The sequence below is a fragment of the Microbacterium pratiae genome, from assembly GCF_047302165.1.
In the GTDB taxonomy this organism is placed as follows: Bacteria; Actinomycetota; Actinomycetes; order Actinomycetales; family Microbacteriaceae; genus Microbacterium.
In genome coordinates, this window is record NZ_CP154843.1 from 1297833 (window position 1) to 1323180 (window position 25348).

A 25348-nucleotide genomic window follows, 5' to 3' on the forward strand; every position below is an offset into this window, starting at 1 on the left:
GCCGGTGCAGCCCGAAGAGATCGCCCGTGTCGCCCGAGAGTCCTTCGGCATCGAGGAGCTGCGGCCGCAGCAGCTCGACGCGATCGAGGCGGCGGTCGCCGGACGCGATGTGCTCGTCGTCTGGGCGACGGGGGCGGGCAAGTCGGCCGTCTACCAGGTTGCTGCGGCGCTCCGCCCGGGCCTCACCGCGATCGTCTCGCCCCTCATCGCGTTGCAGGAGGATCAGCTCGCTCGCATCGAGGACGCGCCCGACGCCCCCGACGGTGTCGCGCTGAACTCGAGCCGCGGCGCTCGCGCCCAGCGTGAGGCGTGGGATGCGATCCGGTCGGGAGAGGCCTCGTACGTCCTGCTCGCACCCGAGCAGCTCGCGAAGGATGACGTCGTCGCCGAGCTCGCCGAGGCGGGAGTGTCATTGCTGGTCGTCGACGAGGCGCACTGCATCGCAGCCTGGGGGCACGACTTCCGGCCCGACTACCTGATGCTGGGCGAGGTCTCAGAGCGCCTCGGTCGTCCCCCGATCCTCGCGCTGACGGCCACCGCCACGAGCCCCGTGCGCACCGAGATCATCGAGCGACTCGGCATGGACGATCCCGCCATCCTCGTCGGTGACGTCGATCGCCCCAACATCGAGTTGAACGTCCGTCGTCATGCCGAGAAATCGGGCAAGCGCGACGCGGTGCTCGACGAGATCGCCGGCCTGCCGACGCCGGGCCTGCTCTACACCGCCACCCGGCGCGGCGCGGAGGAGTACGCCGAAGCGCTTCGGGACCGCGGGATCGACGCCGTCGCCTACCACGCCGGCCTGGCGTCGAAGGAGCGCCACGGAGTGCACGAGGCGTTCCACGACGGCGGGGTCGACGTCGTCGTCGCGACCTCGGCCTTCGGCATGGGGATCGACAAGGCCGACGTGCGCTTCGTCGTCCACGCCGACATCCCCGATTCCATCGACGCCTACTATCAGGAGCTCGGTCGAGCCGGACGCGACGGCGAGCCCGCCACGGCGACGCTCCACTACCGCTCCGAGGACCTGTCGCTCCGTCGCTTCTTCGCGGCATCCGCTCCGAAACGAGGCGAGCTCAAGCGGCTCGTCGACGCCATCGCGGGGGCCACGCGGTCGCGCGCCGAGCTCGCCGCCGCCGGCGGGCTGTCGGCCCGTCGCGTCACGGCCCTGCTCACGGTGCTCGTCGATGCGGGAGCCGTGCGCACGAGTCGTGCCGGGGTCGCGCTGCGGCGGGGGATGACCGTGGAGCGCGCCGTCGACGCTGCGTTGGAGAGGTCGGCCGAGCGCGAGCGCATCGACGCGTCGCGTATCGAGATGCTCCGCAGCTACGCCGAGACGCGTCGCTGCCGGCGGGCGACCCTGCTCGGATACTTCGGACAGGACTACGTCGAGCCGTGCGAGAGCTGCGACACGTGTGCGGCATCCGCGAGCGACCGTGCCGCGCGCGACGACGATCAGCGCGAGCATCCGGACGCGCCCTTCCATGTCGATGACGTCGTCCGCCACCACGAATGGGGCGAGGGAACGGTCATGGCGGTGGAGGACGACCGCGTCACGGTGTTCTTCGAATCGCAGGGGTACAAGGTTCTCGCCACGGAGCTCGTCGCCGAGCGCGGTCTGCTCGAACCCGCCTGACCGCCGGTCGCGGTGTCGCCCGCCCTGGGCGGTGTCACCCCCCTGGGAGCGGCTACCAGTCTCTCGCCGTTGCGGGCCGCTCCGGGCCCGCGGCTGGCTAGCGTGCAGATGAGCGCGACGAACATGCCGGGCGGTGGCAGCTGAAATGGGGGGCGTCACCGCCTCGCATGTCCGGGGCGCTCACGGACTTTCCAGACATCCGTCCCTATGATGAGTCGGTCACCGGGAGTGCCTGCGCGACGCGAAGAGCGCGCACCCGAACGCACTCCTCGCCGGTTCGTCGAGAGGACACCCGTGAGCGCACGTTCCGATGCGAAGGCATCGCGCCGCCGCCGTCCCGTCGCCCGGCACGGCCAGCTGCGGTCGCCGAACCCGCTGACCCAGATCCTCGCGGTGCTCGGCGTCATGGTCGCCGTCGTCGTCGTCAGCGTTGTCGCCGTCGGCGGGTTCTACGTGTGGAACGCCACCCAGGTCGTGGCCGACGCGGGCGTCTCGATCGGCGACGACGACTCGCAGCTGCCTCCGACGATCGGCGAGATCGAGGGCGGCGTGAACCTGCTCGTCGTCGGAACCGACTCGTGCGAGGGTGCGAACGCCGAACTATCGGGTGCCTGCCAGGCAAAGGACACCGACGGTGAGCGCAACGATGTGACGATGCTCGTGCACATCAGCGACGAGCCGCGGCGCGTGACCGTCATCTCGTTCCCACGCGACATGATCGTTCCGATCCCCGCCTGCACCGGTGAGGACGGCACCGAGTACTCCGCCATGAGCGCTCAGATGCTCAACGTCTCGTACATGTACGGCGGTCTCGCGTGTTCGGTCAGCACGATCGAAGAGCTGACGGGCATCGACATCCAGTTCGCCGCCGCGACCCGCTGGACCGGCGTCATCAACATGTCCGACGCGATCGGCGGCGTCGACGTCTGCGTGTCGGACGACGTCAACGACTCCCACACGGGCCTGAGTCTGGCGAAGGGCAATCACACCCTGCAGGGAACCGAGGCGCTGCAGTTCCTCCGCACGCGGTACGGGATCGGCGACGGCTCCGACCTCGGGCGGATCTCGAACCAGCAGCAGTTCATGAGCTCGATGGTGCGCAAGCTGCAGTCCGACGGCGTGCTCGGCAACCCGACGGCGCTGCTCAACCTCGCCACCACCGCCGTCGACCAGGTCGCCAGCGGACAGATCAAGCTGAGCTCGTCGCTGTCGAGCCCGCAGCGGATGGTGCAGATCGCCCTCGCCATGCGCAGCGTGCCCTACGAGGACATCGTGTTCGTGCAGTACCCGACGGCGTACGTCGACGGCGGGCTGCGTGTGCGGCCCGTGGAGAGCGCGGCGAAGGTGCTGTTCGACGCGCTCGCCGCCAATCAGCCGGTGCAGCTGAGCGGATCGACGAGCGACGGCTATGGCACCGAGGTCGTCGGCGAGGCGGCTCCTCCCGCGCCCGCCCCGACCGATTCCGCGGCTCCCGCCGACCCGGCGGTGACTCCGGACGCGACCGCGACGGACACGGCCGAGGCCGGTGCGCCGGTCGTGCTGCCCGAGTCGGTCACCGGGCAGACGGCGGCGCAGGTGACCTGCACCGTCAGCTCGCGCTGACGGTGAGCGTCGCCCGGCCCTCGATTCGGAGCCTGGGGCAGTCCGGGCTATGATTGCCGGGTGCATCCGCGCCTTCTCGCGTCGGGTGCCGTGGAGACGTCGCATAGTCAGGCCTAGTGCACCACCCTGCTAAGGTGGAGTCCCCGTAAGGGGACCGAGGGTTCAAATCCCTCCGTCTCCGCCACGACGAAAGCCCCGGTTCGCCGGGGCTTTTTCGCGTCGGCTGCGTCTCCGTGCGAGGGCCCCCGCCTCGACGGCCCCGGCGCCGGCGTGCCCTGCGAGGATGGGGACATGACTGCTCGACGGACGCTCCTGGTCGGATCCGGCAAGGTCGCCACCCGCCTCGGCGAGGGCCTGGTCGAAGCGGGGCAGGAGGTCGTCGCGATCCGGCGGAGCGCCGGCGGCATCCGGCCCGCGTTCACGCCGATCGTCGCCGACCTGGCCGCGCCCCTCGATACGGCGTTGCCCGCGGTCGACGCGATGGTCGTCACGCTTCCGCCGGGCGATGACCCCGGCTTCTACCGCGCGGCGCTCGAGCGGATAGCGCAGGCGCTGCCGAAGCTTCCCGAGCGCACCGTCTTCGTGTCGTCGACGCGTGTCTTCGAGGGGTGGGGGCCCGAGCGTCCCCTCGACGAGGATGACGAGCCGCGGCCGACGAGCACGCGCGGCGAACAGCTCGTCGACGGTGAGCGGGCGGCGCGCGAGCTCTTCGGCGCGATCGTCATGAGGCCCGCGGGGATCTACGGGCCCGGGCGTGAACGTCTGATCCGGCAGGTTCTCGCGGGCGAGGCGGTCGACTACGAGCGTCGCACCAACCGCATCCACGAGGTCGACCTCGTGCGCGCCCTCACACACCTGCTCGACGCGGACGCGCCGCCTGCACTGTTGCACGGGGTCGATCGGCGCCCCGCGGCCCTCGGCGAGGTCGTCGAGTTCATCGCGGATCGTCTCGGAGTCACCGCGCCGCCGCGCGCTGAGGCGGCGCCCGACGCGGATCGCGGCAAGGTGCTCGACGGCTCGCGCCTCGCGGCGATGCTCGACTTCACGTACCCGACGTTCGTCGAGGGGTACGGGCAGGTCATCGCCGACCGCGGCTGATCGCCGACCGCGCCGGAGCCGATTCGCCCGACGGAGCCGATACAGCCGTCGGACCGGTGGTGCTGGTGTCGCCTGTGGCGGGTGCCGAGGCCGCATCAGCCCCGCCAGTCCGACGAATGTATCGGCGCAGGGCAGGGGCTCAGGCGCGCGGGCGCAGCAGGCCGACGAGCAGCAGCCGCATCGCGGCGACGGGATCGGTGTCGTCGGTCAGCCAGCGGATCTGGATGCCCTCCCAGCCGCTGATCACGAGGTCGGCGAGGGCGCGGGGGTCGTCGTCCGCCTCGAGGCGGCCGCGGGCGCGGTCATCGGCGATGGCAGCGGAGTAGGTCTCGGTGACGGCGCGGTAGCGCTCGAGCAGCCAGGCGTGCGCCTCGTGCTCGGGGTGCGTGGCCTCGGCCGACACGATCGAGAACATGCGCACCAGCTCGCGCCGCGCGAGGTTGCGCTCGACGATCGCCAGCACGCTCGGGATGAACCCGTCGCGTGCGGCGCGCACGGCGAAGTCGGTGTCGGCGGCATCCTCCTGCTCGAGGACGGCCGCGAGCAGCGAGACCTTCGTGGGGAAGTGGTGCATCACGGTGGTGAGGCTCAGATCGAGCTGCTTGGCGATCTGGCGGAGCGACCCGCCGCGGTAGCCGTGGGTACCGAACACGACGGTCGCCGACGCCACGATCTCCGCACGCCGGGCCGCGCTCTTCGCGTACGGCCCGCGGGGGTGGACGGCGTCGGATGGCATGACCCGAGCGTAGAACACATCAAACCCGTGCATCTGCACGTATTTGGGTCTACGCTGATCGCATGGCAACGGATGACACGACCTACCGCTGGGTGAAAGACGGGGCGCTCGGCCCGGGACGGATGCGCTACGGCGCGGACTACAACCCGGAGCAGTGGCCGCGCGAGGTGTGGGACGAGGACGTCCGGCTGATGCGCGAGGCCGGGGTCAACATCGTCTCGCTCGGGATCTTCTCGTGGGCGCTGCTCGAGCCGCGGCCGGGGGAGTGGGACTTCGGATGGCTCGACGAGGTCATCGATCTGCTTCACGCCAACGGCATCGACGTCGACCTCGCCACGGCGACCGCGTCGCCGCCGCCGTGGCTCGCGAAGCGGCATCCCGAGATCCTGCCGCAGACGATCGACGGCACGGTCCTCTGGCCGGGGTCGCGCCAGCACTGGCGACCGACGTCGCCGGTCTTCCGCGAGTACGCGCTGCGGCTGACCCGCGCGCTCGCCGAGCGCTACGCCGATCATCCCGCTGTCGTGGCGTGGCACATCTCGAACGAGCTCGGCTGCCACAACCTCTACGACTTCTCGGATGACGCAGCCCGTGCCTTCCGCGTCTGGCTGCAGGATCGCTACACGACCCTCGACGCGCTCAACGAGGCATGGGGCACGGCGTTCTGGTCGCAGCACTACGGGGAGTGGGACGAGATCCTGCCGCCGCGCGCCGCGCCGACGCAGCGGAACCCCGGACAGCAGCTCGACTTCGAGCGCTTCTCGTCGGCTGCCGTGCGTGACCACCTGCGCGCCGAGAATGCGGTGCTCGCCGAGGTGACCCCCGACATTCCCCGCACGACGAACTTCATGGTCGCCCAGAACGTCCGCGACATCGACTACCCCTCGTGGGTCGGCGACGTCGACTTCGTCTCGAACGACCACTACCTGCGCCCGGGCGAACTCGGGCGCGACGACCTGTCGTTCTGGTCGAACCTCACGGGCAACATCGCCGGCGGTCGCCCGTGGTTCCTCATGGAGCACGCTCCGAGCGCGGTGAACTGGCGTGCGGTCAACCCTCCGAAGCGGCCGGGCGAGCTCGTCCGCGACGCCCTGACCCACGTCGGGCACGGCGCGGACGCCGTCTGCTATTTCCAGTGGCGCCAGTCCCGCGCCGGGGGCGAGCGCTACCACTCCGGCATGGTGCCCCACGCGGGGGCCGAGAGCCGGGTGTTCCGCGATGTGGTCGACCTCGGGTCGCAGCTGCGTGACCTCGCTCCCGTCACCGGAAGCCGGCGCGAGCGGGCTCGGGTGGCGCTGGTGTTCGACTACGAGTCGTGGTGGGTCAGCGGCCGTGACTCGCACCCCTCCGAGTCGCCCGCCTACGACGACGAGACGCTGCTGTGGTACCGGGCGCTGCTCGACCTCGGCGTGCGGGTCGACGTCGTCCCCGTCGCGGCCGACCTCGCCGGTTACGAGGTCGTCATCGCTCCGATGCTGCACGTCGTCCCGGCGGCGCTGCGCGAGCGCCTGACCGCTTTCGTCGTCGCTGGCGGGCACCTCGTGACGACGTACTTCTCGGGCGTGGTCGACGAGAACGATCGGGTGTGGCTCGGCGGCTATCCGGGCGCGCTCCGCGACCTGCTCGGCATCACGATCGAGGAGTTCGTCCCGATGCTGCCGGGCGAGACGGCATCCCTGGCCTCCGGCACCGTCGCCCGCGACTGGACCGAGCGCATCGCGCGCATCGAACCGGATGTCGAGGTGCTCGACGCCTACGTCGGCGGAGACCTCGACGGCGCCCCGGCCATCACGAGGCGTCGCAGCGGCCACGACAGCGGCGGCAGCGCGACGTACGTCTCCGCCGCGATCGGACGCGCGGGCGCCGCCGATGTCATCCGACGTCTGGCCGATGACATCCCGGCGCTCGCCGCCGACCCGCTGGCCGCCGACGGTGCCATCGACGTGATCGTCCGCCACCACGCGGGCGGACGCTTCGTGTTCCTCGCGAACCGCACGGATGCCGAGGTGGTCGTGGCGGCAACGGGCGACCTGCTCGCCGGTGCCGCCGAGGGCGGCGCGGCGGACGCGGTCACGATCGCTGCGCGCGGCGTCGCGGTGCTCGCGCAGGAGGGCTGACGCGCGCGACAATGACCGCATGACCGATGCGGACGGCCTGCTGGCGTGGCTCCGGAACGCCGATCCGGCGCTGCGCTGGCAGGTCGAGCGCGATCTCGCCGATGCCCCGCCGTCCGTGTGGCAGGCCACGCGCGCCCGCGTCGCGACCGAGGGGCATGGCGCGCGTCTCCTGCGGGAGCAGGGCGAGGACGGTCAGTGGGAGGGTGGGGCGTACTTCCCCGCGGGGTTCTTCGACAGCCCGGAGGCACGTGCCCCGGGACAGCCCTGGACGGCGACCACCTGGACCCTGAAAGATCTGCGCGAGTGGGGTCTGGATGCCGCCGTTCTCGGCGACACCGCGGAGAGGCTGCGGCGCAACAGCCGGTGGGAGTACGACGACCTGCCGTATTGGGACGGCGAGATCGACGTCTGCATCAACTCCTTCACGCTCGCGACCGGCGCCTGGCTCGGCGTCGACATGAGCGGCCTGGCGCAGTGGTTCCGTGATCATCAGCTGGCCGACGGCGGGTGGAACTGCGAGGCGGAGGAGGGCCGGTCGAGCCGCGGGTCGTTCCACTCGACGCTCAACGCTCTGCGCGGCATGCTCGCGTGGGAGCAGATCACGGGCGACCCGGCCCTCCGTGAGACCCGGCACCGCGGAGAGGAGTACCTGCTGTCACGCCGGCTGGCTTTCCGAGCTTCAACCGGCGAGCCGGTGGGTGACTTCGTGACGGAGTTCGTCTATCCCAACCGTCACCGCTACAGCGTGCTCGCGGCCCTCGACCACTTCCGCGCCGCCGCGCTTGTCGACGGCGTTGCGCCCGACGCGCGGCTGCGGGAGGCGATCGACATGGTCCGCGACGCGCGCGCCCCCGACGGCACGTGGCATCAGGGGACGCCGCTGGCGGGACGGGTCTGGTTCGACATCGACGTCGCCGAGGGTCAGCCGTCGCCCTGGCTGACGATGATCGCCCTGCGCGTGCTGCGGTGGTGGGATGCCGCGGCTCAGCCCCAGCCGCCGAGGTAGGCGGCGAGATCGGGCTCGTCGGTGACGACGCGCATCGCCGCTGTCGTCACCGACGCCGTCGGGAAGAGATCGTCTCGGCCCCAGCGCTCGCACCGGGCGCGGGCGCGCGTCGACGTCATCCGCACCAGCGGCTCGCCGTCGGGGGAGCGCAGGGTCAGCTCACCGAGGCCTTCTCCGTCGATGCGAGCGAGCGCGGCGGTGAGGACGTCGGCATCGGCCTCGATGCGGACGGGGCGGAGCAGCTCGACGACGACGCGGACGCGATCGAACGCGGCATCCGGCTCGGAGTCCCCGGGGAGGACTGCGGCGCGCCCCGCAGCGGGTCCCAACGCCGCGATCGCGCTGTCGAGCGCGAGGAACCGCTGCCCGTCGCTCGCATCCGGCGGCGCGACGACGGCGATGTCGGTGCGGGAGGGGCGCAGGCCGCGTCCGGCGGAGCCGGCGACGGGGATGAGATCGCTGAGCCGGATCGTCTCGGCGTTGCGCCGGGCGACGGCCCCCTCGTCGCGTCCCGCGGCATCCGGTCCGTCGTGCCACGCGACGGCCGTGGGGACGTGGGCGAGCAGCCCACCGCGCAGCCAGGCGCGATACGTCCACTCCCAGTCCTCGCCGCCGTACGTCGTGAACGTCTCGTCGAAGCCTCCCGTTGCGTCGAACAGCATCCGCGAGCACGCGATGACGGCTCCGATGACGTGGCGGTAGCTGCGGTCGTCCGCGTGAAGGAGGTCGTGGGTGCGGCGGTATTCCGCGGCGAGCCAGTCGGGCTCGGGCAACGCCCGCCGCGCGGCCTCGTCCGCGAGCCGGGAGGGGTCGACGCCCGACAGGTCGGCGTGCCGGCGTCTCCCGACCGTGACGCAGTCGGGGGCGAGCGCAGGCAGGCGGGTCAGTTCGCGGACGAACGCGGGCTCGGGGGCGGTGTCGGCGTCGAGGAAGACGAGGACGTCTCCGCGGGCGGCCGCCGCTCCGAGGTTGCGCACGGCCGCGAGCCGGAAGCCCCGGTCGTCATGGCGGACGACGTCGACGCCGTCCGGGACAGCGGGTGGCTCCGGCGAGCCGTCGTCGGCGACGATGATCTGCATGCGGTCGGCCGGGTGATCCTGCACCCGGAGCGCTGCGAGCGTTCGGGCGAGCTGTTCGGGCTGGCGGTAGTGGGCGACGATGACCGACACGCTCGGCGGCTGTTCGGGCCACTGCTCGTCGAGGAGATCCCATCGGTTCCCGGGGAGCGGCGTGCCGATCGGCGTGCCCGCCGTCATCGCGACATCCCGCGCCACCAGGCGAGGTACGACTCGGCCGCATCGGCGAGATCGGGATGCAGCGGGTGCCCGGGCGCCAGCCGCGTCGAGGCCGGGTCTCTCCACGCGGCGACCAGGAGGCCCGTCAGCTCCGGCGGGTCGAACAGGGTCGAGGTACCGGGACGCAGCCGGTCCATCTCGTCGCTGTAGCGCGACCGGACGACGAGCGGTCGCCGCCCCGCCTCGATCCAGTCGAGCATCGACCGGGAGGCCGAGACGTGCTCGTGAGCGGCGACGGGGATGCCGGGTTCGCGCAGCCGGCGGGCGAAGTCGTCGTCGCTGAGGAAGCCGGTGATCTCGAAGCGACCGCCGAGGTCGGCGGCCAGGCGTTCGAGGGCTGCGACATCGCCGTCGTGTCCCGGTGACGCGGCGCCCAGCGCACGAACGACGGCGGTGCCGACAGGGTGCCCAGACGCGCGCAGGGTGTTCACCGCCGCGGTGGCGGCGCGCAGGGCCGGTTCGTGTCCTTTTCCGGGGTAGACGAATCCGGCGATGAGGACGACGAGGTCGGTGGTGGCGGCGGGGACGTCGGCTTCCGGGGCGAGCCCGAGCCGGGTCCCCAGCGGGATCACCCGGGGGTGCAGGTCGTCGCCGAGATGCTCCGTCACGAGCAGTCGCTCGTGATCGCTGTTGACGGCCACGCCCGCGGCGGCGGCGAAGAAGCGGCGATAGGCGGCGACGCGGCGGTCGTACTTCGTGCCATCGGACGGTTGCGGCAGGTCGTGGAGCGTCAGCGTCAGCCGGCAGGCGTCGGCGAGGGCCTCCACCGCGTCGGCAGCGGCTTCGAGGCTCGAGCCGAGCAGCCGATCGGTCGCGTGCAGGTGCACGTGCTCCCCGGGCGCGACCGCCGCGAGGGCGCTGTCGAGGTCGGTCACGGTGACGGAGCGCAACGTCGGGTCGCGCCGGCGGGCGGCTGCGACGACGTCGGAGCCGTAGTCGGTGACCCCGTGTCCGGCGGGACCCCAGACGAGGCAGAGAGGAGGGGCGGCGGCGGGCATCCGGTCATCGTTACCGGTCGTCCGCGGTTCGCGCAAGTACAGGGCGCCGGTGGTCGCGCTGGGCTAGCGTCCGACTCGGATCGCCCTCTTTCCCGGCGGTGCCAGCAAGGAGAAGCGTGACCATCGTGACCGCGAGCGTGCCTCTGGACGAGACGTCCGGTGCACCCGACGTGCGCGTCGTGGCGGTACCCGCCGGGCATCCGTACGTGCGGCGTGTGACGGATGCCGTGGGCATAGACCTGCTGCCCGATCCGCCGGTGCCGGGAGCGGCGGAGGGCGTGTGGTGGCCTCCCGCCGCCCTCGACCCCGCTTGGATCGCTGAGAACGCCGACGGCGCCGACATCCTGCACGTTCACTTCGGCACCGAATCGTTCCCCGCCGGCCATCTGACGGCCTGTGTCGAGGCCGCGCACGCCGCGGGGTGGGCCGTCGTCTTCACGGTCCACGACCTCACGCATCCGCAGCTCTCGGATCAGAGCTCCTACATCGCACAGCTCGACGAGCTCGTGCCGCGCGCCGATGCGCTCGTCACGCTGACCGCGGGGGCCGCGGCCGACGTGCGGGAGCGCTGGGGGCGCGACGCGCTCGTGCTGCCGCATCCGGCGATCCTCCACGATGGTGAGAGCCCGTCGGTCGTGGCCGTGAGCGAGGACCTCCGGGTCGGGATGCACCTGAAGGACCTCCGCCCGGGAACCGACGGGCCCACGAGTGCGCGCATGCTCGTCGCGGCGATCGAGAACCTGCGTGCCGAGGGGCACCACGCCGTCGCCGAAATCCGCATGCACCGGTCGGTCCGCGACGAGGACGCCCGCGACGAGGTTCGCTCGGCGGTGGCGGGCCACCCGTATGCCGTCCTCGTCGAGCAGGGCAGGCTCCCCGACGCGGCGCTGAACACGGCGCTCGGCGGGCTCGACGTCTGCGTGCTGCCGTACCGTTTCGGCAGCCACTCGGGGTGGCTCGAGCTGTGCTGGGATCTGGGGGTTCCCGTCGCCGTGCCCGACGTCGGTCACTTCGCCGATCAGCACGACGACGCCTCGACCGCGACCTTCCGGCCGGGCGACACCGAGACGCTCACCGCCGCGCTGCGATCCCTGCTGTCGTGCGACGACGCGGCACGCCCCGGTTCCATCGCGCGGGCCGAGCTGATCGAACGGCGTCGCGCCGAGCGTCGGGAGCGGGATGCCGCGACGGCCGCGGCGCACGCCGCGCTGTACCGACGACTCCGCAGCGAGCGTGCCTCGTGACGGGGCGTCCGCTGCGCGTCGCGGTCATCGCACCGCTGCGCTTCCCGATTCGCCTACCCCACGCCGGCGGTCTCGAGGCCGCGGTGTGGTCGGAGGTCGAGGCCCTGCGTGCTCGCGGCCACGAGGTGACCGTGGTCGCCGTGACCGGATCGGATCACGTCGAGCCCGGAAGCGTCTGGGAGATGCCCGAACTGGGCTGGGATGCCGGCGCGGTGCGCACCGACAAGACGTACCCGCCCGCCTACGAGGCCCTCAGCGTGCCGAAGCTCCGCCGCGCCCTCGAGACGATCGGGGCGCGCGCCGCCGACTTCGACGTGATCTCGAACCACTGCCTGCACGCCCTGCCGTTGCAGCTCGCGCCGCAGCTCGGGGTCCCGATGGTCACGACCCTGCACACACCCGTGGACGACGATTTCGTGCGCGCGCACCGCGCCGCCGCCGGCCGCGGCAGTGCGTTCCTGTCGGTGAGCGAGCACACGCGTCGCGAGTGGCAGCACGCGGGCGTCGCTTCGGCGCTGCTGGCCAACGGCGTGGATCACCGAGTGTGGACGGCGGGGCCCGGCGGCGACGATCTCGTCTGGTTCGGCCGTATCGTCCCGGAGAAAGCACCGCACCTGGCTGTCGCCGTCGCGCGGGCCCTGGGGCGCCGGCTCACGATCGCCGGCCGTGTCGGCGACCGGGCGTATGCCGACGAGGTGCTCGGTCCGCTCCTCGGTGATGACGTGACCGTGGCCGGCGAGCTCACCCCGCCCGAGCTGGCCGCTCTGGTCGGCCGGTCGGCGATCGCGCTGGCGACGCCGGCGTGGGCCGAGCCCTTCGGGCTCGTGGGGCCCGAGGCCCTCATGTGCGGGACGCCCGTCGTCGGCTTCGCCGTGGGAGGCGTCCCCGAGATCGCGGCGGCGAGCGTCGGGATGCGCCTCGTCGGGGCCGGAGACGTCGCGGCGATGGCGGATGCCGTCGAGGCGATGTGGCCGTCGGCGCAGGATGTCTCCTTCCGTCGAGCCGTCCGCGCGCGGGCGGTCGAACGGTTCTCGCTCGACGCGCGGACCACCGCCCTGGAGCAGATCTTCGCGTCGCTGAGCACGGAAGCCGCGCCCGCCGAGCTGCCGGCATGACCGTGCGCATCGGCTGGTACGTGCATCACCACGGCCGCGGGCACCTCACGCGGATGTGGACGATCGCGGCCCACCTCGATGCCGACGTGGTGTGTTTCAGCTCGCTCCCCGCTCCTGACGATCTGCCTGGGAACGTCTCGTGGGTCGAGCTCGCGCACGACGATCGCCCTGCCCCGTCCCTCCCCGCCGACGACCCGACGGCGGGCGGCCTGCTGCACTGGGCGCCGCTGCGTCACGTCGGCCACCGCTCGCGGCTCGCGCTCATCGCGGCAGCGGTCGCAGCCGGAGACGTCGACGCGTTCGTCGTCGACGTCTCCGCCGAGGTGACGCTGTTCGTCCGGCTCCTCGGCGTGCCCGTGATCATCGTCACCCAGCCCGGCGACCGCATCGACGAGCCTCATCGGCTGGCGTTCGCTGCCGCACAGCGCATCATCGCGCCGTGGCCGCAGGAGCTCTACGCCCCGCAGCACCTCACCTCGCTCGGCGATCGGGTGGAGTTCGTGGGCGGGATCTCGCGATTCGCGGGTCGTGCGCGGTCCGCGCAGCCGCGGGGCGACGAGATCGTCCTGCTCGGCGGCGGTGGCGGGAGCGACGTCTCCGCAGCCGACATCGCGGCCGCCGAGAGTGCCTCGGGGCGCCGATGGCGCGTGCTCGGCGCCGGTTCGGGAGCCTGGACCGCCGACCCGTGGGAGGAGCTGACGACGGCATCCGTCGTCGTGTCGTGGTGCGGCCAGAACGCCGTCGCCGACCTCGCCGCCGCGGCTGCCCCGGCCGTGGTGATCCCGCAGGAGCGCCCCTTCGACGAGCAGCGGGCGACGGCGACGGCGCTCGACCGGTCGGGTCTCGCCGTCGCCGTGGCCGAGTGGCCCGAGGCGGCGCGCTGGCCCGGGCTGCTCGCGCAGGCGTCCGCCCGCGGCGGTGACGGATGGGCCGCCTGGCGCACCGAGGGCGCGGCTCAGCGTGCGGCGGCCGTCATCCGCTCCGAGGCATCGGGGGGAGGAGGCCGATGAGCGACGTCGCGATCGTGACGCTCTGCTCGGCGCCCCGACTCGAGCATCTGCGCAATCAGCTGCGCGCGACGGCCGGCGTGCCGCGCATCGTCGTGTGGATCGGCGACGACGAGGCGCCGGCCCTCGACGCCGAGGCTGTCGTGCGCATCCCCCCGGGGGACGACGGCCTACGCCTCGCGGCAGCACGCAATGCCGGCGCTCGCATCGCCGAGGAGCTCGGAGCGCGTCTCCTGGTCTTCCTCGACGCCGATTGCATCCCCGGCGCCGAGCTCCTGGGCCGCTACCGCGACGCGGCGGCGCAGCATCCCGATGCCGTTCTGTGCGGGCCGGTGACGTATCTGCCTGCCGGGGCCGCGCTCGACGCGGCATCCCTTCGCGCATCCACCCGTCCGCATGCGGCGCGCCCTGCGCCGCCTCCCGGCACCCTCCAGCAGGCGGGGCCGGAGGAGTATCCGTTGTTCTGGTCGCTGTCGTTCGCGACCACGCCCGCGGTGTGGCGGGACGTCGGCGGCTTCGACGAGAGGTACGAGGGATACGGGGGAGAGGACACCGATTTCGCTTTCGCGCTGCGCCGTTCGTCGACTCCCATGATCTGGGTGGGCGGTGCCGACGCCTACCACCAGCATCACGAGACCTCGTCACCGCCGTGGCAGCACCTCGACGACATCTTGCGCAACGGCTCGCGCTTCGCGGAGAAGTGGGGCGAGTGGCCCATGACGGGTTGGCTGGAGGCCTTCGAGCGAGCCGGAGCGATCACCCGCGAGGGAGACGGCTGGCGTCGACCCTCGGCGTGACCGCCCCGTCGAGCAGTTCCGTGGCGGCACCGATGAGGTCGCGGGCGACGGGGTCGGGGGCGAAATCGGCGACCTGCGCGCGGGCATGCTCGGCGAGGGTGCGCGCCCACGCCGGATGCCGCAGCGCCACGGTGATGGCGGCGGCGAGGCGTTCGGGGTCGGCGGGCGGCACGCTCTGACAGTCCTGGCCGTCGGTGCAGAACTCGTCGTACCCGCTGCCGGAGGTCACGACGAGTGGGGTGCCGATCGTCTTGACCTCGAGGGCGACGTTGCCGAAACCCTCCCAGCGCGAAGGGCAGATGACGACGTCGGCCCGGGCGATCGCGCCGTACAGCTCGTCGCCCGGCACATGACCGAGCCAGGTCACACGGTCGCGCGCCGACGGAGGCAGCATCTCGGCGAGCGCGGCGCGCGTCGGCTCGTACCGGGCGTCGCCGCCGGCTCCGGCCACGATGAGACGTGCCCGGGGCATCTCCTCGTGCACCCGCCGGAAGGCCGAGAACGCGTCTTCGATGCCCTTCCGGCGCTCGGACCGGCCGAGGAACAGGACGACGGGGGCGTCGTCGCCCGGCCATCCCGTCGGCGCCTCGGCGCGCGCGGCCGCCGCGGCGACGGCGTCGACGTCGATGCAGTTGCGCACGATGCGCGCCGGAGGCAGCCCGGGGTAGAGCTCGCTCGTGCGTTCGAGCATCGCGCGGGATATGGCGATGAGGCCCGTGGACCGGTAGAGCTGACGCCGTTCGGCGGCCGCCTGCCTCGTGCGGACGAAGCGCTGCCCCATCGGCAGGTCGGCGCGGGTGAACCCGGAGACATCGTCGGCGAGCCGCACGCCGGTCGCGAGGTTCGTCAGCAGCGGGGCCGTGCGGGGGAGCATTGCCGCGAGGCCCCGCCATTCCGGGGCGAACACGACATCGTGACGTCGGGCCCGGTAGGCGCGTCGCACGCCGCCGTCGACCAGCCGGACGCCCTCGCCCGGGTCGTCTGAGATGAGCTCCGCGTCGGTCTCCAGCGCGAGATCGACGGCGATCCCCTGGCGGGCCAGTGCCGGGAGGAGGGCTGCATAGTGGCGGCCGATCCCGCCGGTGTACGAGGTGACACCGGCGTACTCGGGCGTCGCGATGAGCCAGCGGGTCTGGGCGTGCGACGTGATGACGCTCGTCATGACGCCTTCCACCTCGACCCGTACCGCAGAACGGCCATCTCGCTCCTCGCTCTCGCCGTGCCACGACAGGGTGCACCACTCGCTCGCCGTCGCGGGTGGCCCTTGACGAGATGGTGCCGCGCGGGCTATCTGCTCGCGCGGCGCAGGCGCCGGCGCAGCGCCCCGGCTACCCGGCGCGCAGCCGCGACCAGGCGGCGAGATCCGCCCCGCGTTCGACGGCGGCGGCGCGCCGTCCGCAGAACGCTCGCCCAGCGACGGCGGATGCGCTCATCGCTGTATGCGGATGCCGTCGTACGCGCCTGCTGTCGCATCGCGGCTCGCCGGGCGGGGTCGAGTCCCGCCGCGACCCGGACGGCCTCGGCGAGCGCGTCGACGTCGCCGTCCGGCACGAGCCACCCGTTCTCGCCGTCGCGGATGAGTTCGGCCGGCCCGTAGGCGATGTCGTAAGAGATCGGGAGGCAGCCCGCGGCCATCGCCTCGAGCAGCACGAGACCGAACGCCTCGGATCTGCTCGTGAGCAGGAGCAGGCTGGCCTGGGCCATCGCCGAGGCGGGGTCGTCGGTGTGGCCGTGGAAGCGGATCGCTTCGTCGTCCGCGGCGAGCGCGGTCAGCACGTCCGCCTGCGACCCGGTGCCGTAGACGTCGAGGCGCATCACGTCGTCGTCGGCGGTGTCGGCGGTGTCGGCGGTGTCGTCGTGGACCCGACGCATCGCGGCGACGGCATCCTCGACCCGTTTGATGGGTTCCAGACGGGCGATGACGACGGCTCCCGCCCGCTCGGACTCCGGCGGCAGCGCGGAGCCGGAGACGGGCGAGACGGGGTGCGCGACGCTCGCGAGGAACGGGCGCGGGCCCACGATGGCCCGGACGTCCGCCGCCTGCGCCTCGGTTGCGAACGCGACGGCGTCGAAGTCGGCGAGCCGGGAGAACACCGGCTGGCGGGATGCCCGGACCGAGCCGGGGGTCGGGCCCCGATGCGAGCCGTGCACGACATGGACGGTCGTCACGCGACGACGGCGGTAACCCGCGGCGAAGGGAGCGACGGTCTTGCTGTCGACGATGAGGAACGCTTCGTCGTCGCCCACGATGTGGTCGAGCCAGTCCGCGTAGAAGTCGTAGCGTCGGCGCCAGGCCCTGACCGGCCGGCCATCGGCGCCGTGGGCGATCAGGACGCGACCGCGCGCGCCGACGCGACGCTCCGACAGCGCGGTCGTGCCGTCGGGGCGGACGTGGTCGACATCGATCGGCTTGCCGTCGCCGCCCAGCCGGAGCCGGCGGAGAAGCACGCCCTCGGCCTCGTCGCAGACGACCCCCTCGCCATCGGGATCGAGCGGGGCAGGGGCGTCCGGAACGCCCGCGTCGGGCGAGATGTCACCCGACCGCGGCCAGTCGTAGAGGTTGCGGATGGTCACCCGGGAGTCGGGCCCGACACCCGGTATCGGGGGCAGCGGGAACGCGCGATCGTCGAGAGTGAGGACGTCGACGGGTGTGCCCGCGTCGGCGAAGAGGCGACTGCGGTCGAGAAGTGCGGTGGTCATCCCGCCGTAGGGGACGGCGATGCCCCACGTCAGCGCGAGGTGCCGCCCGGGAGGGAGGTCGGAGCCGGGCACGGCGTCGTCACCGCGGCCCGGGGCGTACGGATACGTCGGGGACCTGCGCGTCTCGTGGGAGGTCGAGCGCCGCGAGCACGGTCGTCGCGACCGACTCGGGGTCGATGAACGCGTCCGGGTCGTAGTCGCGACCCTCCTGGCGGTGCACCTCCGCCTGCATCGGCGTCGCGGTCCGGCCCGGGTAGACCGTCGTCACGCGGACGCCGTTCGCGGCCTCCTCGCCGCGGAGCGCGTCGGCGAGGGCCTTGAGGCCGTGCTTCGACGCCGCGTACGCACTCCAGGACGGGTGAGCGGTGAGGCCGGCACCGGAGTTGATGAAGAGGATCTGGCCCCGAGTGCTGCGGACAGCGGGCAGCGCGAGACGGGTGAGCTCGGCGGCGGCGATGAGGTTGACGGTGAGCTGATCGGACCACGCGGCGACGGGGAGGTCTGCCACCGGGCCCAGCTCGACGACGCCCGCGCCGTGGATGACGGTGTCGATCTCTTCGGGCAAGTGCGTCGCGAGCGCCCCGGCGAGTTCCGCCGGCTCGCGCAGATCGGCGGCGACGCCGACGGCGTCCGGGAAGAGCCCCGCGAGCTCGGCCGCGCGAGCGTCGCTTCGGCCGAGGAGCACGAGCCGGTCGCCGCGGTCGGCGAGTCGGCGTGCGATCGCGAGGCCGATGCCCGAGCCCGCGCCCGTGATGAGGTGGGTCTGCGTCATGCACCCATCGTCCCACCCGCGCGGTCGCCCCGCTGCGTCCGACCGCGTGCGTTTGCGCCCCGAGACCGAACGTGCGACGATCATCTCGGACATGTGACTGGTCATGCAGGCAGGATCCGAACGTACGTGCATCGCACGGCGGTCGGGTCCTTTTTTATTGCCTCCGACCGGGTCCGGAGCGGAGCCGCTCCGGCGGCACGGTCCGGGATTCCACAGGAGGAAAACGAAGATGACCACCACGAAGGACGCCGCGGGCGCGATCCTCGAGCACGTCGGCGGGCCCGAGAACATCGCCGCTCTCCAGCACTGCTCGACGCGGCTCCGCTTCAACCTCGTCGACGACGCCCGCGCCGATGAGGCGGCTCTGAAGGCGGTGCCCGGCGTCATCGGCGTCGTGCGCGGTCCGCAGACCCAGATCATCGTCGGGTCGAAGGTGAGCGACTACTTCGCCGAGATCGAGAAGCTGCGCGGCGGCCGCGCGGCGGCCCGTGCGGCGGGGGAGACCCGTCCGAAGCTGACGTGGAAGCGCGCGGGCTCGGCGATCATGGATTTCGTCGTGGCGGTGTTCACCCCGATCATCCCGGCGATCGCCGGCGCGGGCATCTTCAAGTCGTTCCTCATCCTGGCGTCGGCCCTGGGGTGGATGCAGACCACCGATCCCAGCTACCAGGTGCTCTCGGCGATCCCCGACGCGGTGTTCTTCTTCCTGCCGCTGCTCGTGACCTACACCGCCGCGAAGAAGCTGGGCGTCAACATCCCCCTGGCTCTCGGCATCGTCGGGCTCTTGGTGTTCCCGACGTTCTCGGGTCTGCTGACGCAGGAGGGCGGTGTCGCGCTCTTCGGCCTCGCCATCCCCGCGATCTCCTACAACGCGCAGGTGTTCCCGCCGATCCTCGCGGTGCTGCTGCTGTGGCCCGTCGAGAAGCTCGCGACAAGGATCACGCCCGGCCCCATCCGCACCTTCTTCGTGCCGCTGCTGTGCTTCATCGTGGTCTCCCCGATCATGATCTTCGCGCTCGGGCCCCTCGGCTACGGCCTCGGGTCGCTGCTGACCGGCGGCATGCTCTGGCTCTACGGCACGCTCGGCTGGGTCGCGATCGCGCTGCTGGCCGCCGTGCTGCCCTTCATCATCTCGGTGGGCATGCACAAGGCGTTCATCCCGCCCACGATCGCGACCGTCGCGCAGCAGGGACGTGATCCCTTCTACCTCGTGGCCTCACTCGCCCACAACATCGCCGAGTCGGGGTCGAGCCTGGCCGTCGCGATCCGCACCCGCAACAAGACGCTGCGCGGCACGGCCATCTCGTCGGGGATCTCCGCGTTCTTCGGCATCACGGAGCCCGCGCTCTACGGCGTGACGCTGCAGAATCGTCGGGCGCTCTTCGCGGTCATCGCCGGATCGCTGACCGGTGGCGCCTACCTCGGCATCGCCGCCGTCGGGGCCTTCGCCCTCGTCAGCCCCGGCGCCGCGAGCATCTCGATGTTCATCGACGTGTTGAACCCCTGGAACCTCATCCACGCCGTGATCGGAGCTCTTGTCGCCTTCGCGACCGCCTTCGTCGTCTCGCTCGTCATCTGGAAGGACTCCGACTCGGGCACGATCCGCGCGCTCGAGGCCCAGGCCGGCACCGCGGGCGACATCGCGGCCGAGCCGGTCGCCGACGGCCGGCTCGTCGCCCCCGTCGCCGGCGAGGTCGTCCCCCTCGACCGCGTCGACGATCCGGTGTTCGGCGGCGGCATCCTGGGCGATGGCGTCGCGATCCGCCCGAGCGCGGGTGCCGTGTACGCTCCGCTGTCGGGAGTCGTGTCGAGCCTGCTCCCGTCGAAGCACGCCTTCGGCATCACCGGTGACGACGGCGTCGAGATCCTCGTCCATGTGGGGCTCGACACCGTCAAGCTCGACGGTGCGCCCTTCGTCGCACATGTCGCGCAGGGCGACCGCGTCGAGCGCGGCCAGCTCGTTCTCGAGGCCGACCTCGAAGCGATCCACCGCGCCGGCTTTGACACGATCACCCCGGTCGTCGTCCTCAACGGCGACGCGTTCGACGTCGTCGAGGCTCTCACCGGTCCCGTCGAGGCGGGAACGGGCATCTTCACCGCACGCACCAAGGAGGCCGCTCATGGCACTGTCTGATTCGTTCCTGTGGGGCGGCGCGCTCGCCGCCAACCAAGCCGAGGGCGCCTGGCGTGAGGGTGGCCGCGGCCCGGCTGTCTCGGACATCGCGAAGTACCGCCCAAACGTCGATCCCCGCGAGTACGCGATCCATCACGCGCACACCGTCGAGAGCATCACGGCGGCGATGGAGGACGACGACGAGACGTACTACCCCAAGCGCCGCGGCATCGACTTCTACCACCGGTACCCCGAAGACCTCGCGCTGTTCGCCGAGATGGGCTTCACGGTCCTGCGCGTCTCCATCGCGTGGACGCGCCTGTACCCGACGGGCGAGGAGACCGAGCCCAACGAAGAGGGCGTCGCCTTCTACGAGGGGCTGTTCACCGAGATGCGGCGTCTCGGCATCGAACCGCTCGTCACGCTCTCGCACTACGACCCTCCTCTCGCCCTCGCCCTGAAGAACAACTGCTGGGTCGATCGCGGCACGATCGCGCTGTTCGAGCGCTTCGCGCGCACGTGCTTCGAGCGCTTCGGGCACCTCGTGAAGCTGTGGCTGTCGTTCAACGAGATCGACGGCATCGTGCGGCATCCGCTCACCTCGGGCGGCATCATCGAGGAAACCGTCGAAGGCAGCATCCTGCAGGCCTGCTACACCGCCCTGCACCACCAGTTCGTGGCCTCGGCCTCGGTGACCCGGATGCTGCACGAGATGTGGCCCGAGTCGCAGATGGGCTGCATGCTGACGATGCTGAAGACCTACCCGCTGACGTGCCATCCCGACGACATCGCGGCGACGCAGGCGAAGGACCGGCTGCTCTACCTCTGCACGGATGTCCAGGCAGGCGGCGCCTACCCCCGCCTCGCCCTGAACGCGCTCGCCCGACAGGGCGTCGAGATCCCCTTCGCCGAGGGGGATGCCGAGCTGCTGCGCGAGCACCCCGTCGACTTCATCTCACTGTCCTACTACATGACCCTCGCCGAGTCGGTCGACCCGGACGCCGAGCGGACGCCGGGCAACACGGTGCTCGGGGTCAAGAACCCGTACCTCGAGTCCAGCGAGTGGGGCTGGCAGATCGACCCGGTCGGGCTGCGGATCTCGCTCATCGATCTGTACGACCGCTACGGCAAGCCGCTGTTCATCGTCGAGAACGGGCTGGGCATGCGCGATGAGCTGACCGCCGACGGGCGCATCCACGACCCGTACCGCATCGACTACTTCCGGGCGCACTTCCGCGAGATGATCCGGGCCGTCGATGAGGGTGTCGAGCTCATGGGATACACCAGCTGGGCGCCCATCGACATCATCAGCGCGTCGTCGTCGCAGATCTCGAAGCGATACGGTTTCATTCACGTCGACCTCGACGACCTCGGTCAGGGCAGCGGTGAGCGTCGGCGCAAGGATTCGTTCTGGTGGTACCAGCGGGTGATCGCCACGAACGGCGCAGATCTCGGGTGACCCCACTGCTCCACGAGCGTGAGGCCGGGTCGATGAGGACGGGCATGCAGATCATCAAGAAGGTGCTCAACTCGAGCGTCGTGCTCGTCGATGACGAGCGCGGCGTCGAGCGGGTGCTGCTGGGCAAGGGCATCGGATTCGGTGCCAAGCCCGGCGACGTCGTCGACGAGGGAGCGACCGACCGGGTGTTCGTCGCGCTCGACGACGCGGATCAGAGGAACCTCGTCGAGCTGCTCGCGCAGATCCCGGGTGAGTTCGTCGAGCTCACCCGGGAGATCGTCCGTGACGCGGTGGCCTCGGGGCTCGACCTCGACCCCCACATCTACCTCACGCTCACCGACCACCTCCACTTCGCGGTCGAGCGGCACCGGCGCGGTCTCGTCGTGGTGAACCGGCTCGCGTGGGAGCTGCGCACCGTGTACCCCGACGAGTACGCCGTCGGCTCCCGTGGTGTCGAACTGCTCCGGACCCGCATGCGCGTGGACGTGCCGGACGAGGAGGCCGCCAACATCGCGTTCCACCTCGCCAACGCGGCCAACGGGCGGGCCGGCGCCGACACGATGCACGTCGTGCGCCTCATCTCGGCGGCGACGACGATCGTGTCGAACACCACCGGGATCGCCTTCGGCGACGATCTGCACTCGTCGCGGTTCCTCGTGCACCTGCAGTTCTTCGCCGAGCGGGTGTTCTCGGGACGCATGCTCGACAGCGACGACGGATTCCTGTTCGAGAGCATGAGTCAGCGGCATCCCCGAGCGACGGCGACGGCCGAGCGGGTGCGTGCGCTCGTCCGGACGCAGCACGACATCGAGATCTCCGACGAGGAGGTCGCCTACCTCGCCCTTCACATCGCGCGGGCCGTGCCGGGCTGAGACCCGGGTCAGTATCCGGCGCGCGCGGTGCGGTCGGCCTCCGGTACCCAGGCAGCCGCGAGAGCCTCCGAGCCGCGGGCGAGCAGGGCCACGTCGGCGCCGACGAGCAGGAAGTCCGCCCCGGCGTCGGCGTAGTCCCGGGCGAGCGCGGGGTCGAACGCGTTGACGCCCACCGGCGTGCCCGCGGATCGGGCGTCGGCGAAGACGTGACGGACCGCGGCGACGACGTCGGGGTGAGTCTGCTGTCCGAGCAGTCCCATCGACGCGGCGAGATCGCTCGGGCCGACGAAGACCCCATCCACCCCGTCGACCGCTGCGATGGCCGCGGCGGCATCGACCCCCGCGGCGGTCTCGATCTGCACGACGAGCGACACGTGCTGCTCGGCGTCGGCCAGGTAGTCGTCGACGCGGTTCCAGCGGGCCGAACGGGCGAGAGCCGAACCCACGCCGCGGATGCCGCGGGGCGGATAGCGCACCGCCCGCACGACCGCCTCGGCCTCGGTGACCGATGACACCATCGGCACGAGCAGGTTCTGCGCGCCGAGGTCGAGCACCTGCTTGATCACGACGGGGTCGGCGGTCGGAACCCGCACCATCGTCGTCACCGGCGCTGCGGCGGCGGCCTGCAGCTGGGCGAGGACGGATTCGATTCCGTTGGGGGAGTGCTCCATGTCGATCATCAGCCAGTCGAGTCCCGCGCCGGCGCAGATCTCGGCGACCAGCGGCGAACCGGAGCACACCCACATGCCCGCCAGCGGGCGGTCGGCCCGGGCGAGCGCGTCGCGGAAGGTCGGCATCAGACGAAACGGCATGCGATCACTCCCATCGGGCCATAGTCGCAGCGGACCTCGTCGCCGCGCGACACCCACATCGGCCGGGTGAACGAGCCAGCGAGGATCAGCTCGCCCGCCTCCAGCCGGGCGCCGTGCTGCGACACCTTGTTGGCGAGCCACGCGACTCCCGTGGCGGGGTGGCCGAGGACACCCGCCGCGACCCCGGTCTCCTCGATCTCGCCGTTGCGCGCGAGCACACCGGGCACCCACCGCAGGTCGATCTCGTCGGGGCGTCGCCGTTCGGAGCCGAGCACCATCGCGCCGTAGGCGGCGTTGTCGGCGATCGTGTCGACGATCGTGCGGCCCTCGAGCTCGATGTGCGAGTTGAGGATCTCGAGGGCCGGGACGGCGTAGTCGATCGCGTCGATCGCATCGTCGAGCGTGCAGTCCGGTCCCGCGAGCGGGCGGGCGAGCGAGAAGGCGAGCTCGACCTCGACGCGCACGTTCGAGAACCGGTCGATGGATATCTCGGCGCCGGAGCCGAAGACCGTGTCGTCGAACATGACGCCGTAGTCGGGCTCCGTGATCCCGGTCGCCTGCTGCATCGCTTTCGAGGTCAAGCCGATCTTGCGTCCCACGAGCCGGCGGCCCGAGGCGATCATCCGATCGCGCCACACGCCCTGGATCGCATACGAGTCCTCGACGGTGGCGTCGGGGTACCGCGCCGTGATCCGAGGGATGACGCCGTGCGTGCGATCGGCCTCGGCCAGGTCGGCCGCGATGGCGGTGATGTCGTCGGGGGAGAGCATGAGCGTCCTCTCAGAGCTGGTCGCAGATCAGAGCTGGTTGCCGAGCTTGTACTCGCCCTGCTTGTACTCGGGCAGCCCGTCGTCGCCGGGCCGTGTGTACGAGAACCCGTCCGCCCCGATCGTCACGGCCATCTCCGAGTCGTCGGTGCGGGTGCGCAGCGGCTGGGGCTCGCCGTCGAGGTCGAGGACCAGCGACGCCTCGATGTACCACGAGGGGACGACGGGGTTGCCCCACCAGTCGCGTCGTTGATTGTCGTGCACGTCCCACGTGATGACGGGGTTGTCGGGATCGCCGGTGTAGTAGTCCTGCGTGTAGATCTCGACGCGGTGCCCGTCGGGGTCGCGCAGATAGAGGTAGAACGCGTTCGAGACGCCGTGACGACCCGGCCCGCGCTCGATCGCGTCCGACCGGCGGAGCGCGCCGAGCTTGTCGCAGATCGCGAGGATGTTGTGCTTCTCATGGGTGGCGAAGGCCACGTGGTGCATGCGGGGGCCGTCGCCGCCGGTCATCGCGGTGTCGTGGACGGTCGGCTTCCGCCGCATCCAGGCCGCGTACACGGTGCCCGCGTCGTCCTGGATGTCCTCGGTCACCCGGAACCCGAGCGACTGCATGAACTGCACGGCGCGCGGGACGTCGGGCGTCACCTGGTTGAAGTGATCGAGACGCACGAGCTCGCCCGGACTGTGCAGGTCGTAGCGCCACGAGAGGCGCTCGACGTGCTCGGTCTGGAAGAAGAACTCGTACGGGAAGCCGAGGGGGTCCTCGACGCGCACGGAGTCGCCGATGCCGCGCACGAAGCCGTCCGGACGGCGCTCGACCCGGCATCCGAGCTCGGTGTAGAACGCCACGGCGCGGTCGAGGTCTTCGGCCGACCGCACCCGGTACGAGAACGCCGCGACGGCGGCGACGGGTCCCTGACGCAGGATGAGGTTGTGGTGGATGAACTCCTCGGTCGAGCGGAGGTAGATCGCCTCGCCGTCCTCCTCAGTGACGTAGAGGCCGAGCACGTCGACGTAGAACTCGCGCGAGGCGGCGAGGTCGGTCACGACGAGCTCCATGTAGGCGCAGCGCAGGATGTCGGGCGCCGGTGCGGTCGGCGTCGGGATCGGGTCGTCGCAGGTGATCGGCGCCTCCTGGCTGACGAAGTAGCCCGAGGAGGTCCGGGTCATCTGGTCGCGGTGGGTCATGACAGCGTCCT

21 protein-coding genes and 1 tRNA gene are annotated in these 25348 nt (G+C 71.6%); 13 read left to right on the top strand and 9 right to left on the bottom strand.

What is annotated here, in order from left to right; all coding sequences use genetic code 11:
• Positions 1 to 4 precede the first annotated feature (4 nt).
• The 4 genes from AA0Y20_RS05970 to AA0Y20_RS05985 all read left to right on the top strand — a co-directional run bounded on the left by AA0Y20_RS05970 (position 5) and on the right by AA0Y20_RS05985 (position 4336).
• Positions 5 to 1636, top strand: coding sequence for a RecQ family ATP-dependent DNA helicase (locus AA0Y20_RS05970; protein WP_412938064.1), 1632 nt, complete (start codon positions 5 to 7; stop codon positions 1634 to 1636).
• A 294-nt stretch (positions 1637 to 1930) separates the two neighbouring features.
• A complete protein-coding gene (locus tag AA0Y20_RS05975) occupies positions 1931 to 3238 on the top strand; it encodes an LCP family protein (protein ID WP_412938065.1) in 1308 nt (435 codons plus the stop codon).
• Positions 3239 to 3330: 92 nt separating this feature from the next.
• A tRNA-Ser gene (locus AA0Y20_RS05980) sits at positions 3331 to 3422 on the top strand.
• A 107-nt stretch (positions 3423 to 3529) separates the two neighbouring features.
• A complete protein-coding gene (locus tag AA0Y20_RS05985) occupies positions 3530 to 4336 on the top strand; it encodes a sugar nucleotide-binding protein (RefSeq protein WP_412938066.1) in 807 nt (268 codons plus the stop codon).
• A 139-nt stretch (positions 4337 to 4475) separates the two neighbouring features.
• On the opposite strand, the gene AA0Y20_RS05990 is transcribed toward AA0Y20_RS05985, so the two are convergent.
• The gene (locus AA0Y20_RS05990; protein ID WP_412938068.1) at positions 4476 to 5072 is read right to left on the bottom strand and encodes a TetR/AcrR family transcriptional regulator; all 597 of its coding nucleotides are present in this window, start codon (positions 5070 to 5072) and stop codon (positions 4476 to 4478) included.
• 62 nt (positions 5073 to 5134) lie between these two features.
• On the opposite strand from AA0Y20_RS05990, the gene AA0Y20_RS05995 reads away from it, so the two are divergent.
• Both AA0Y20_RS05995 and AA0Y20_RS06000 read left to right on the top strand, forming a co-directional pair.
• Positions 5135 to 7189: a beta-galactosidase gene (locus AA0Y20_RS05995; protein ID WP_412938069.1), complete on the top strand. Its 2055-nt coding sequence runs from the start codon at positions 5135 to 5137 to the stop codon at positions 7187 to 7189.
• Positions 7190 to 7208: 19 nt separating this feature from the next.
• Positions 7209 to 8195 carry a squalene cyclase gene (locus tag AA0Y20_RS06000; RefSeq protein ID WP_412938070.1) on the top strand — a complete coding sequence of 329 codons (987 nt, stop codon included), beginning with the start codon at positions 7209 to 7211 and terminating at the stop codon, positions 8193 to 8195.
• On the opposite strand, the gene AA0Y20_RS06005 is transcribed toward AA0Y20_RS06000, so the two are convergent.
• Positions 8174 to 9451, bottom strand: coding sequence for a glycosyltransferase family 2 protein (locus AA0Y20_RS06005; RefSeq protein WP_412938071.1), 1278 nt, complete (start codon positions 9449 to 9451; stop codon positions 8174 to 8176). The two genes, AA0Y20_RS06000 and AA0Y20_RS06005, sit on opposite strands and share 22 nt — an antisense overlap.
• A complete protein-coding gene (locus AA0Y20_RS06010; RefSeq protein WP_412938072.1) occupies positions 9448 to 10488 on the bottom strand; it encodes a hypothetical protein in 1041 nt (346 codons plus the stop codon). Before AA0Y20_RS06010 ends, AA0Y20_RS06005 begins: the two co-directional genes overlap by 4 nt.
• 116 nt (positions 10489 to 10604) lie before the next feature.
• Here AA0Y20_RS06010 and AA0Y20_RS06015 point away from each other — a divergent pair, with 116 nt between their 5' ends.
• The 4 genes from AA0Y20_RS06015 to AA0Y20_RS06030 are packed head-to-tail and all read left to right on the top strand — an operon-like array spanning position 10605 to position 14651.
• On the top strand, positions 10605 to 11732 hold the full coding sequence (locus AA0Y20_RS06015) for a glycosyltransferase (RefSeq protein ID WP_412938073.1): 1128 nt from the start codon (positions 10605 to 10607) through the stop codon (positions 11730 to 11732).
• Positions 11729 to 12847 carry a glycosyltransferase gene (locus AA0Y20_RS06020; protein WP_412938074.1) on the top strand — a complete coding sequence of 373 codons (1119 nt, stop codon included), beginning with the start codon at positions 11729 to 11731 and terminating at the stop codon, positions 12845 to 12847. The genes AA0Y20_RS06015 and AA0Y20_RS06020 overlap by 4 nt, the downstream gene beginning before the upstream one ends.
• Complete coding sequence (locus AA0Y20_RS06025; RefSeq protein WP_412938075.1) at positions 12844 to 13857, top strand: hypothetical protein; 1014 nt, start codon at positions 12844 to 12846, stop codon at positions 13855 to 13857. Before AA0Y20_RS06020 ends, AA0Y20_RS06025 begins: the two co-directional genes overlap by 4 nt.
• On the top strand, positions 13854 to 14651 hold the full coding sequence (locus AA0Y20_RS06030) for a glycosyltransferase family 2 protein (RefSeq protein ID WP_412938076.1): 798 nt from the start codon (positions 13854 to 13856) through the stop codon (positions 14649 to 14651). The genes AA0Y20_RS06025 and AA0Y20_RS06030 overlap by 4 nt, the downstream gene beginning before the upstream one ends.
• Here AA0Y20_RS06030 and AA0Y20_RS06035 read toward each other — a convergent pair.
• The 3 genes from AA0Y20_RS06035 to AA0Y20_RS06045 form a co-directional block, all read right to left on the bottom strand.
• Positions 14611 to 15813 (bottom strand): glycosyltransferase family 4 protein, encoded by a 1203-nt coding sequence (locus AA0Y20_RS06035; protein ID WP_412938077.1) that lies wholly within the window; start codon positions 15811 to 15813, stop codon positions 14611 to 14613. The two genes, AA0Y20_RS06030 and AA0Y20_RS06035, sit on opposite strands and share 41 nt — an antisense overlap.
• A gap of 125 nt (positions 15814 to 15938) precedes the next feature.
• Positions 15939 to 17351, bottom strand: coding sequence for a glycosyltransferase (locus AA0Y20_RS06040; protein WP_412938079.1), 1413 nt, complete (start codon positions 17349 to 17351; stop codon positions 15939 to 15941).
• Positions 17352 to 17430: 79 nt separating this feature from the next.
• On the bottom strand, positions 17431 to 18123 hold the full coding sequence (locus tag AA0Y20_RS06045) for an SDR family oxidoreductase (protein ID WP_412938080.1): 693 nt from the start codon (positions 18121 to 18123) through the stop codon (positions 17431 to 17433).
• A 229-nt stretch (positions 18124 to 18352) separates the two neighbouring features.
• On the opposite strand from AA0Y20_RS06045, the gene AA0Y20_RS06050 reads away from it, so the two are divergent.
• Genes AA0Y20_RS06050 through AA0Y20_RS06060 form a run of 3 tightly spaced genes read left to right on the top strand, consistent with a single transcriptional unit; the run spans position 18353 to position 22567 of the window.
• Positions 18353 to 20257 (top strand): beta-glucoside-specific PTS transporter subunit IIABC, encoded by a 1905-nt coding sequence (locus AA0Y20_RS06050; protein WP_412938082.1) that lies wholly within the window; start codon positions 18353 to 18355, stop codon positions 20255 to 20257.
• A complete protein-coding gene (locus AA0Y20_RS06055; protein ID WP_412938083.1) occupies positions 20244 to 21695 on the top strand; it encodes a family 1 glycosylhydrolase in 1452 nt (483 codons plus the stop codon). Before AA0Y20_RS06050 ends, AA0Y20_RS06055 begins: the two co-directional genes overlap by 14 nt.
• A gap of 44 nt (positions 21696 to 21739) precedes the next feature.
• Positions 21740 to 22567, top strand: coding sequence for a PRD domain-containing protein (locus AA0Y20_RS06060; RefSeq protein WP_412938084.1), 828 nt, complete (start codon positions 21740 to 21742; stop codon positions 22565 to 22567).
• An 8-nt stretch (positions 22568 to 22575) separates the two neighbouring features.
• Here the strand turns inward: AA0Y20_RS06060 and AA0Y20_RS06065 are convergent, their stop codons facing one another.
• Genes AA0Y20_RS06065 through hpaD form a run of 3 tightly spaced genes read right to left on the bottom strand, consistent with a single transcriptional unit; the run spans position 22576 to position 25337 of the window.
• Positions 22576 to 23379 (bottom strand): HpcH/HpaI aldolase family protein, encoded by an 804-nt coding sequence (locus AA0Y20_RS06065; RefSeq protein ID WP_412938085.1) that lies wholly within the window; start codon positions 23377 to 23379, stop codon positions 22576 to 22578.
• Entirely contained in the window at positions 23364 to 24149 is a 786-nt protein-coding gene (locus AA0Y20_RS06070; protein ID WP_412938087.1) for a 2-keto-4-pentenoate hydratase, read from the bottom strand. The genes AA0Y20_RS06065 and AA0Y20_RS06070 overlap by 16 nt, the downstream gene beginning before the upstream one ends.
• Positions 24150 to 24176: 27 nt before the next feature.
• Entirely contained in the window at positions 24177 to 25337 is a 1161-nt protein-coding gene (gene hpaD, locus AA0Y20_RS06075) for a 3,4-dihydroxyphenylacetate 2,3-dioxygenase (protein ID WP_412938088.1), read from the bottom strand.
• Between the last annotated feature and the right edge of the window lie 11 nt (positions 25338 to 25348).

What these genes read in the sequence shown, in the direction of transcription:
- AA0Y20_RS06070 (WP_412938087.1), bottom strand. Translation starts at nt 24,149, where the DNA reads ATGCTCTCCCCCGACGACATCACCGCCATCGCGGCCGACCTGGCCGAG.
- AA0Y20_RS06035 (WP_412938077.1), bottom strand. Translation starts at nt 15,813, where the DNA reads ATGACGAGCGTCATCACGTCGCACGCCCAGACCCGCTGGCTCATCGCG.
- AA0Y20_RS05985 (WP_412938066.1), top strand. Translation starts at nt 3,530, where the DNA reads ATGACTGCTCGACGGACGCTCCTGGTCGGATCCGGCAAGGTCGCCACC.
- AA0Y20_RS06030 (WP_412938076.1), top strand. Translation starts at nt 13,854, where the DNA reads ATGAGCGACGTCGCGATCGTGACGCTCTGCTCGGCGCCCCGACTCGAG.
- AA0Y20_RS05995 (WP_412938069.1), top strand. Translation starts at nt 5,135, where the DNA reads ATGGCAACGGATGACACGACCTACCGCTGGGTGAAAGACGGGGCGCTC.
- AA0Y20_RS06040 (WP_412938079.1), bottom strand. Translation starts at nt 17,351, where the DNA reads ATGACCACCGCACTTCTCGACCGCAGTCGCCTCTTCGCCGACGCGGGC.
- hpaD (WP_412938088.1), bottom strand. Translation starts at nt 25,337, where the DNA reads ATGACCCACCGCGACCAGATGACCCGGACCTCCTCGGGCTACTTCGTC.
- AA0Y20_RS05990 (WP_412938068.1), bottom strand. Translation starts at nt 5,072, where the DNA reads ATGCCATCCGACGCCGTCCACCCCCGCGGGCCGTACGCGAAGAGCGCG.
- AA0Y20_RS06055 (WP_412938083.1), top strand. Translation starts at nt 20,244, where the DNA reads ATGGCACTGTCTGATTCGTTCCTGTGGGGCGGCGCGCTCGCCGCCAAC.
- AA0Y20_RS06045 (WP_412938080.1), bottom strand. Translation starts at nt 18,123, where the DNA reads ATGACGCAGACCCACCTCATCACGGGCGCGGGCTCGGGCATCGGCCTC.
- AA0Y20_RS06005 (WP_412938071.1), bottom strand. Translation starts at nt 9,451, where the DNA reads ATGACGGCGGGCACGCCGATCGGCACGCCGCTCCCCGGGAACCGATGG.
- AA0Y20_RS06000 (WP_412938070.1), top strand. Translation starts at nt 7,209, where the DNA reads ATGACCGATGCGGACGGCCTGCTGGCGTGGCTCCGGAACGCCGATCCG.
- AA0Y20_RS06010 (WP_412938072.1), bottom strand. Translation starts at nt 10,488, where the DNA reads ATGCCCGCCGCCGCCCCTCCTCTCTGCCTCGTCTGGGGTCCCGCCGGA.
- AA0Y20_RS06065 (WP_412938085.1), bottom strand. Translation starts at nt 23,379, where the DNA reads ATGCCGTTTCGTCTGATGCCGACCTTCCGCGACGCGCTCGCCCGGGCC.
- AA0Y20_RS06060 (WP_412938084.1), top strand. Translation starts at nt 21,740, where the DNA reads ATGCAGATCATCAAGAAGGTGCTCAACTCGAGCGTCGTGCTCGTCGAT.
- AA0Y20_RS06025 (WP_412938075.1), top strand. Translation starts at nt 12,844, where the DNA reads ATGACCGTGCGCATCGGCTGGTACGTGCATCACCACGGCCGCGGGCAC.
- AA0Y20_RS06050 (WP_412938082.1), top strand. Translation starts at nt 18,353, where the DNA reads ATGACCACCACGAAGGACGCCGCGGGCGCGATCCTCGAGCACGTCGGC.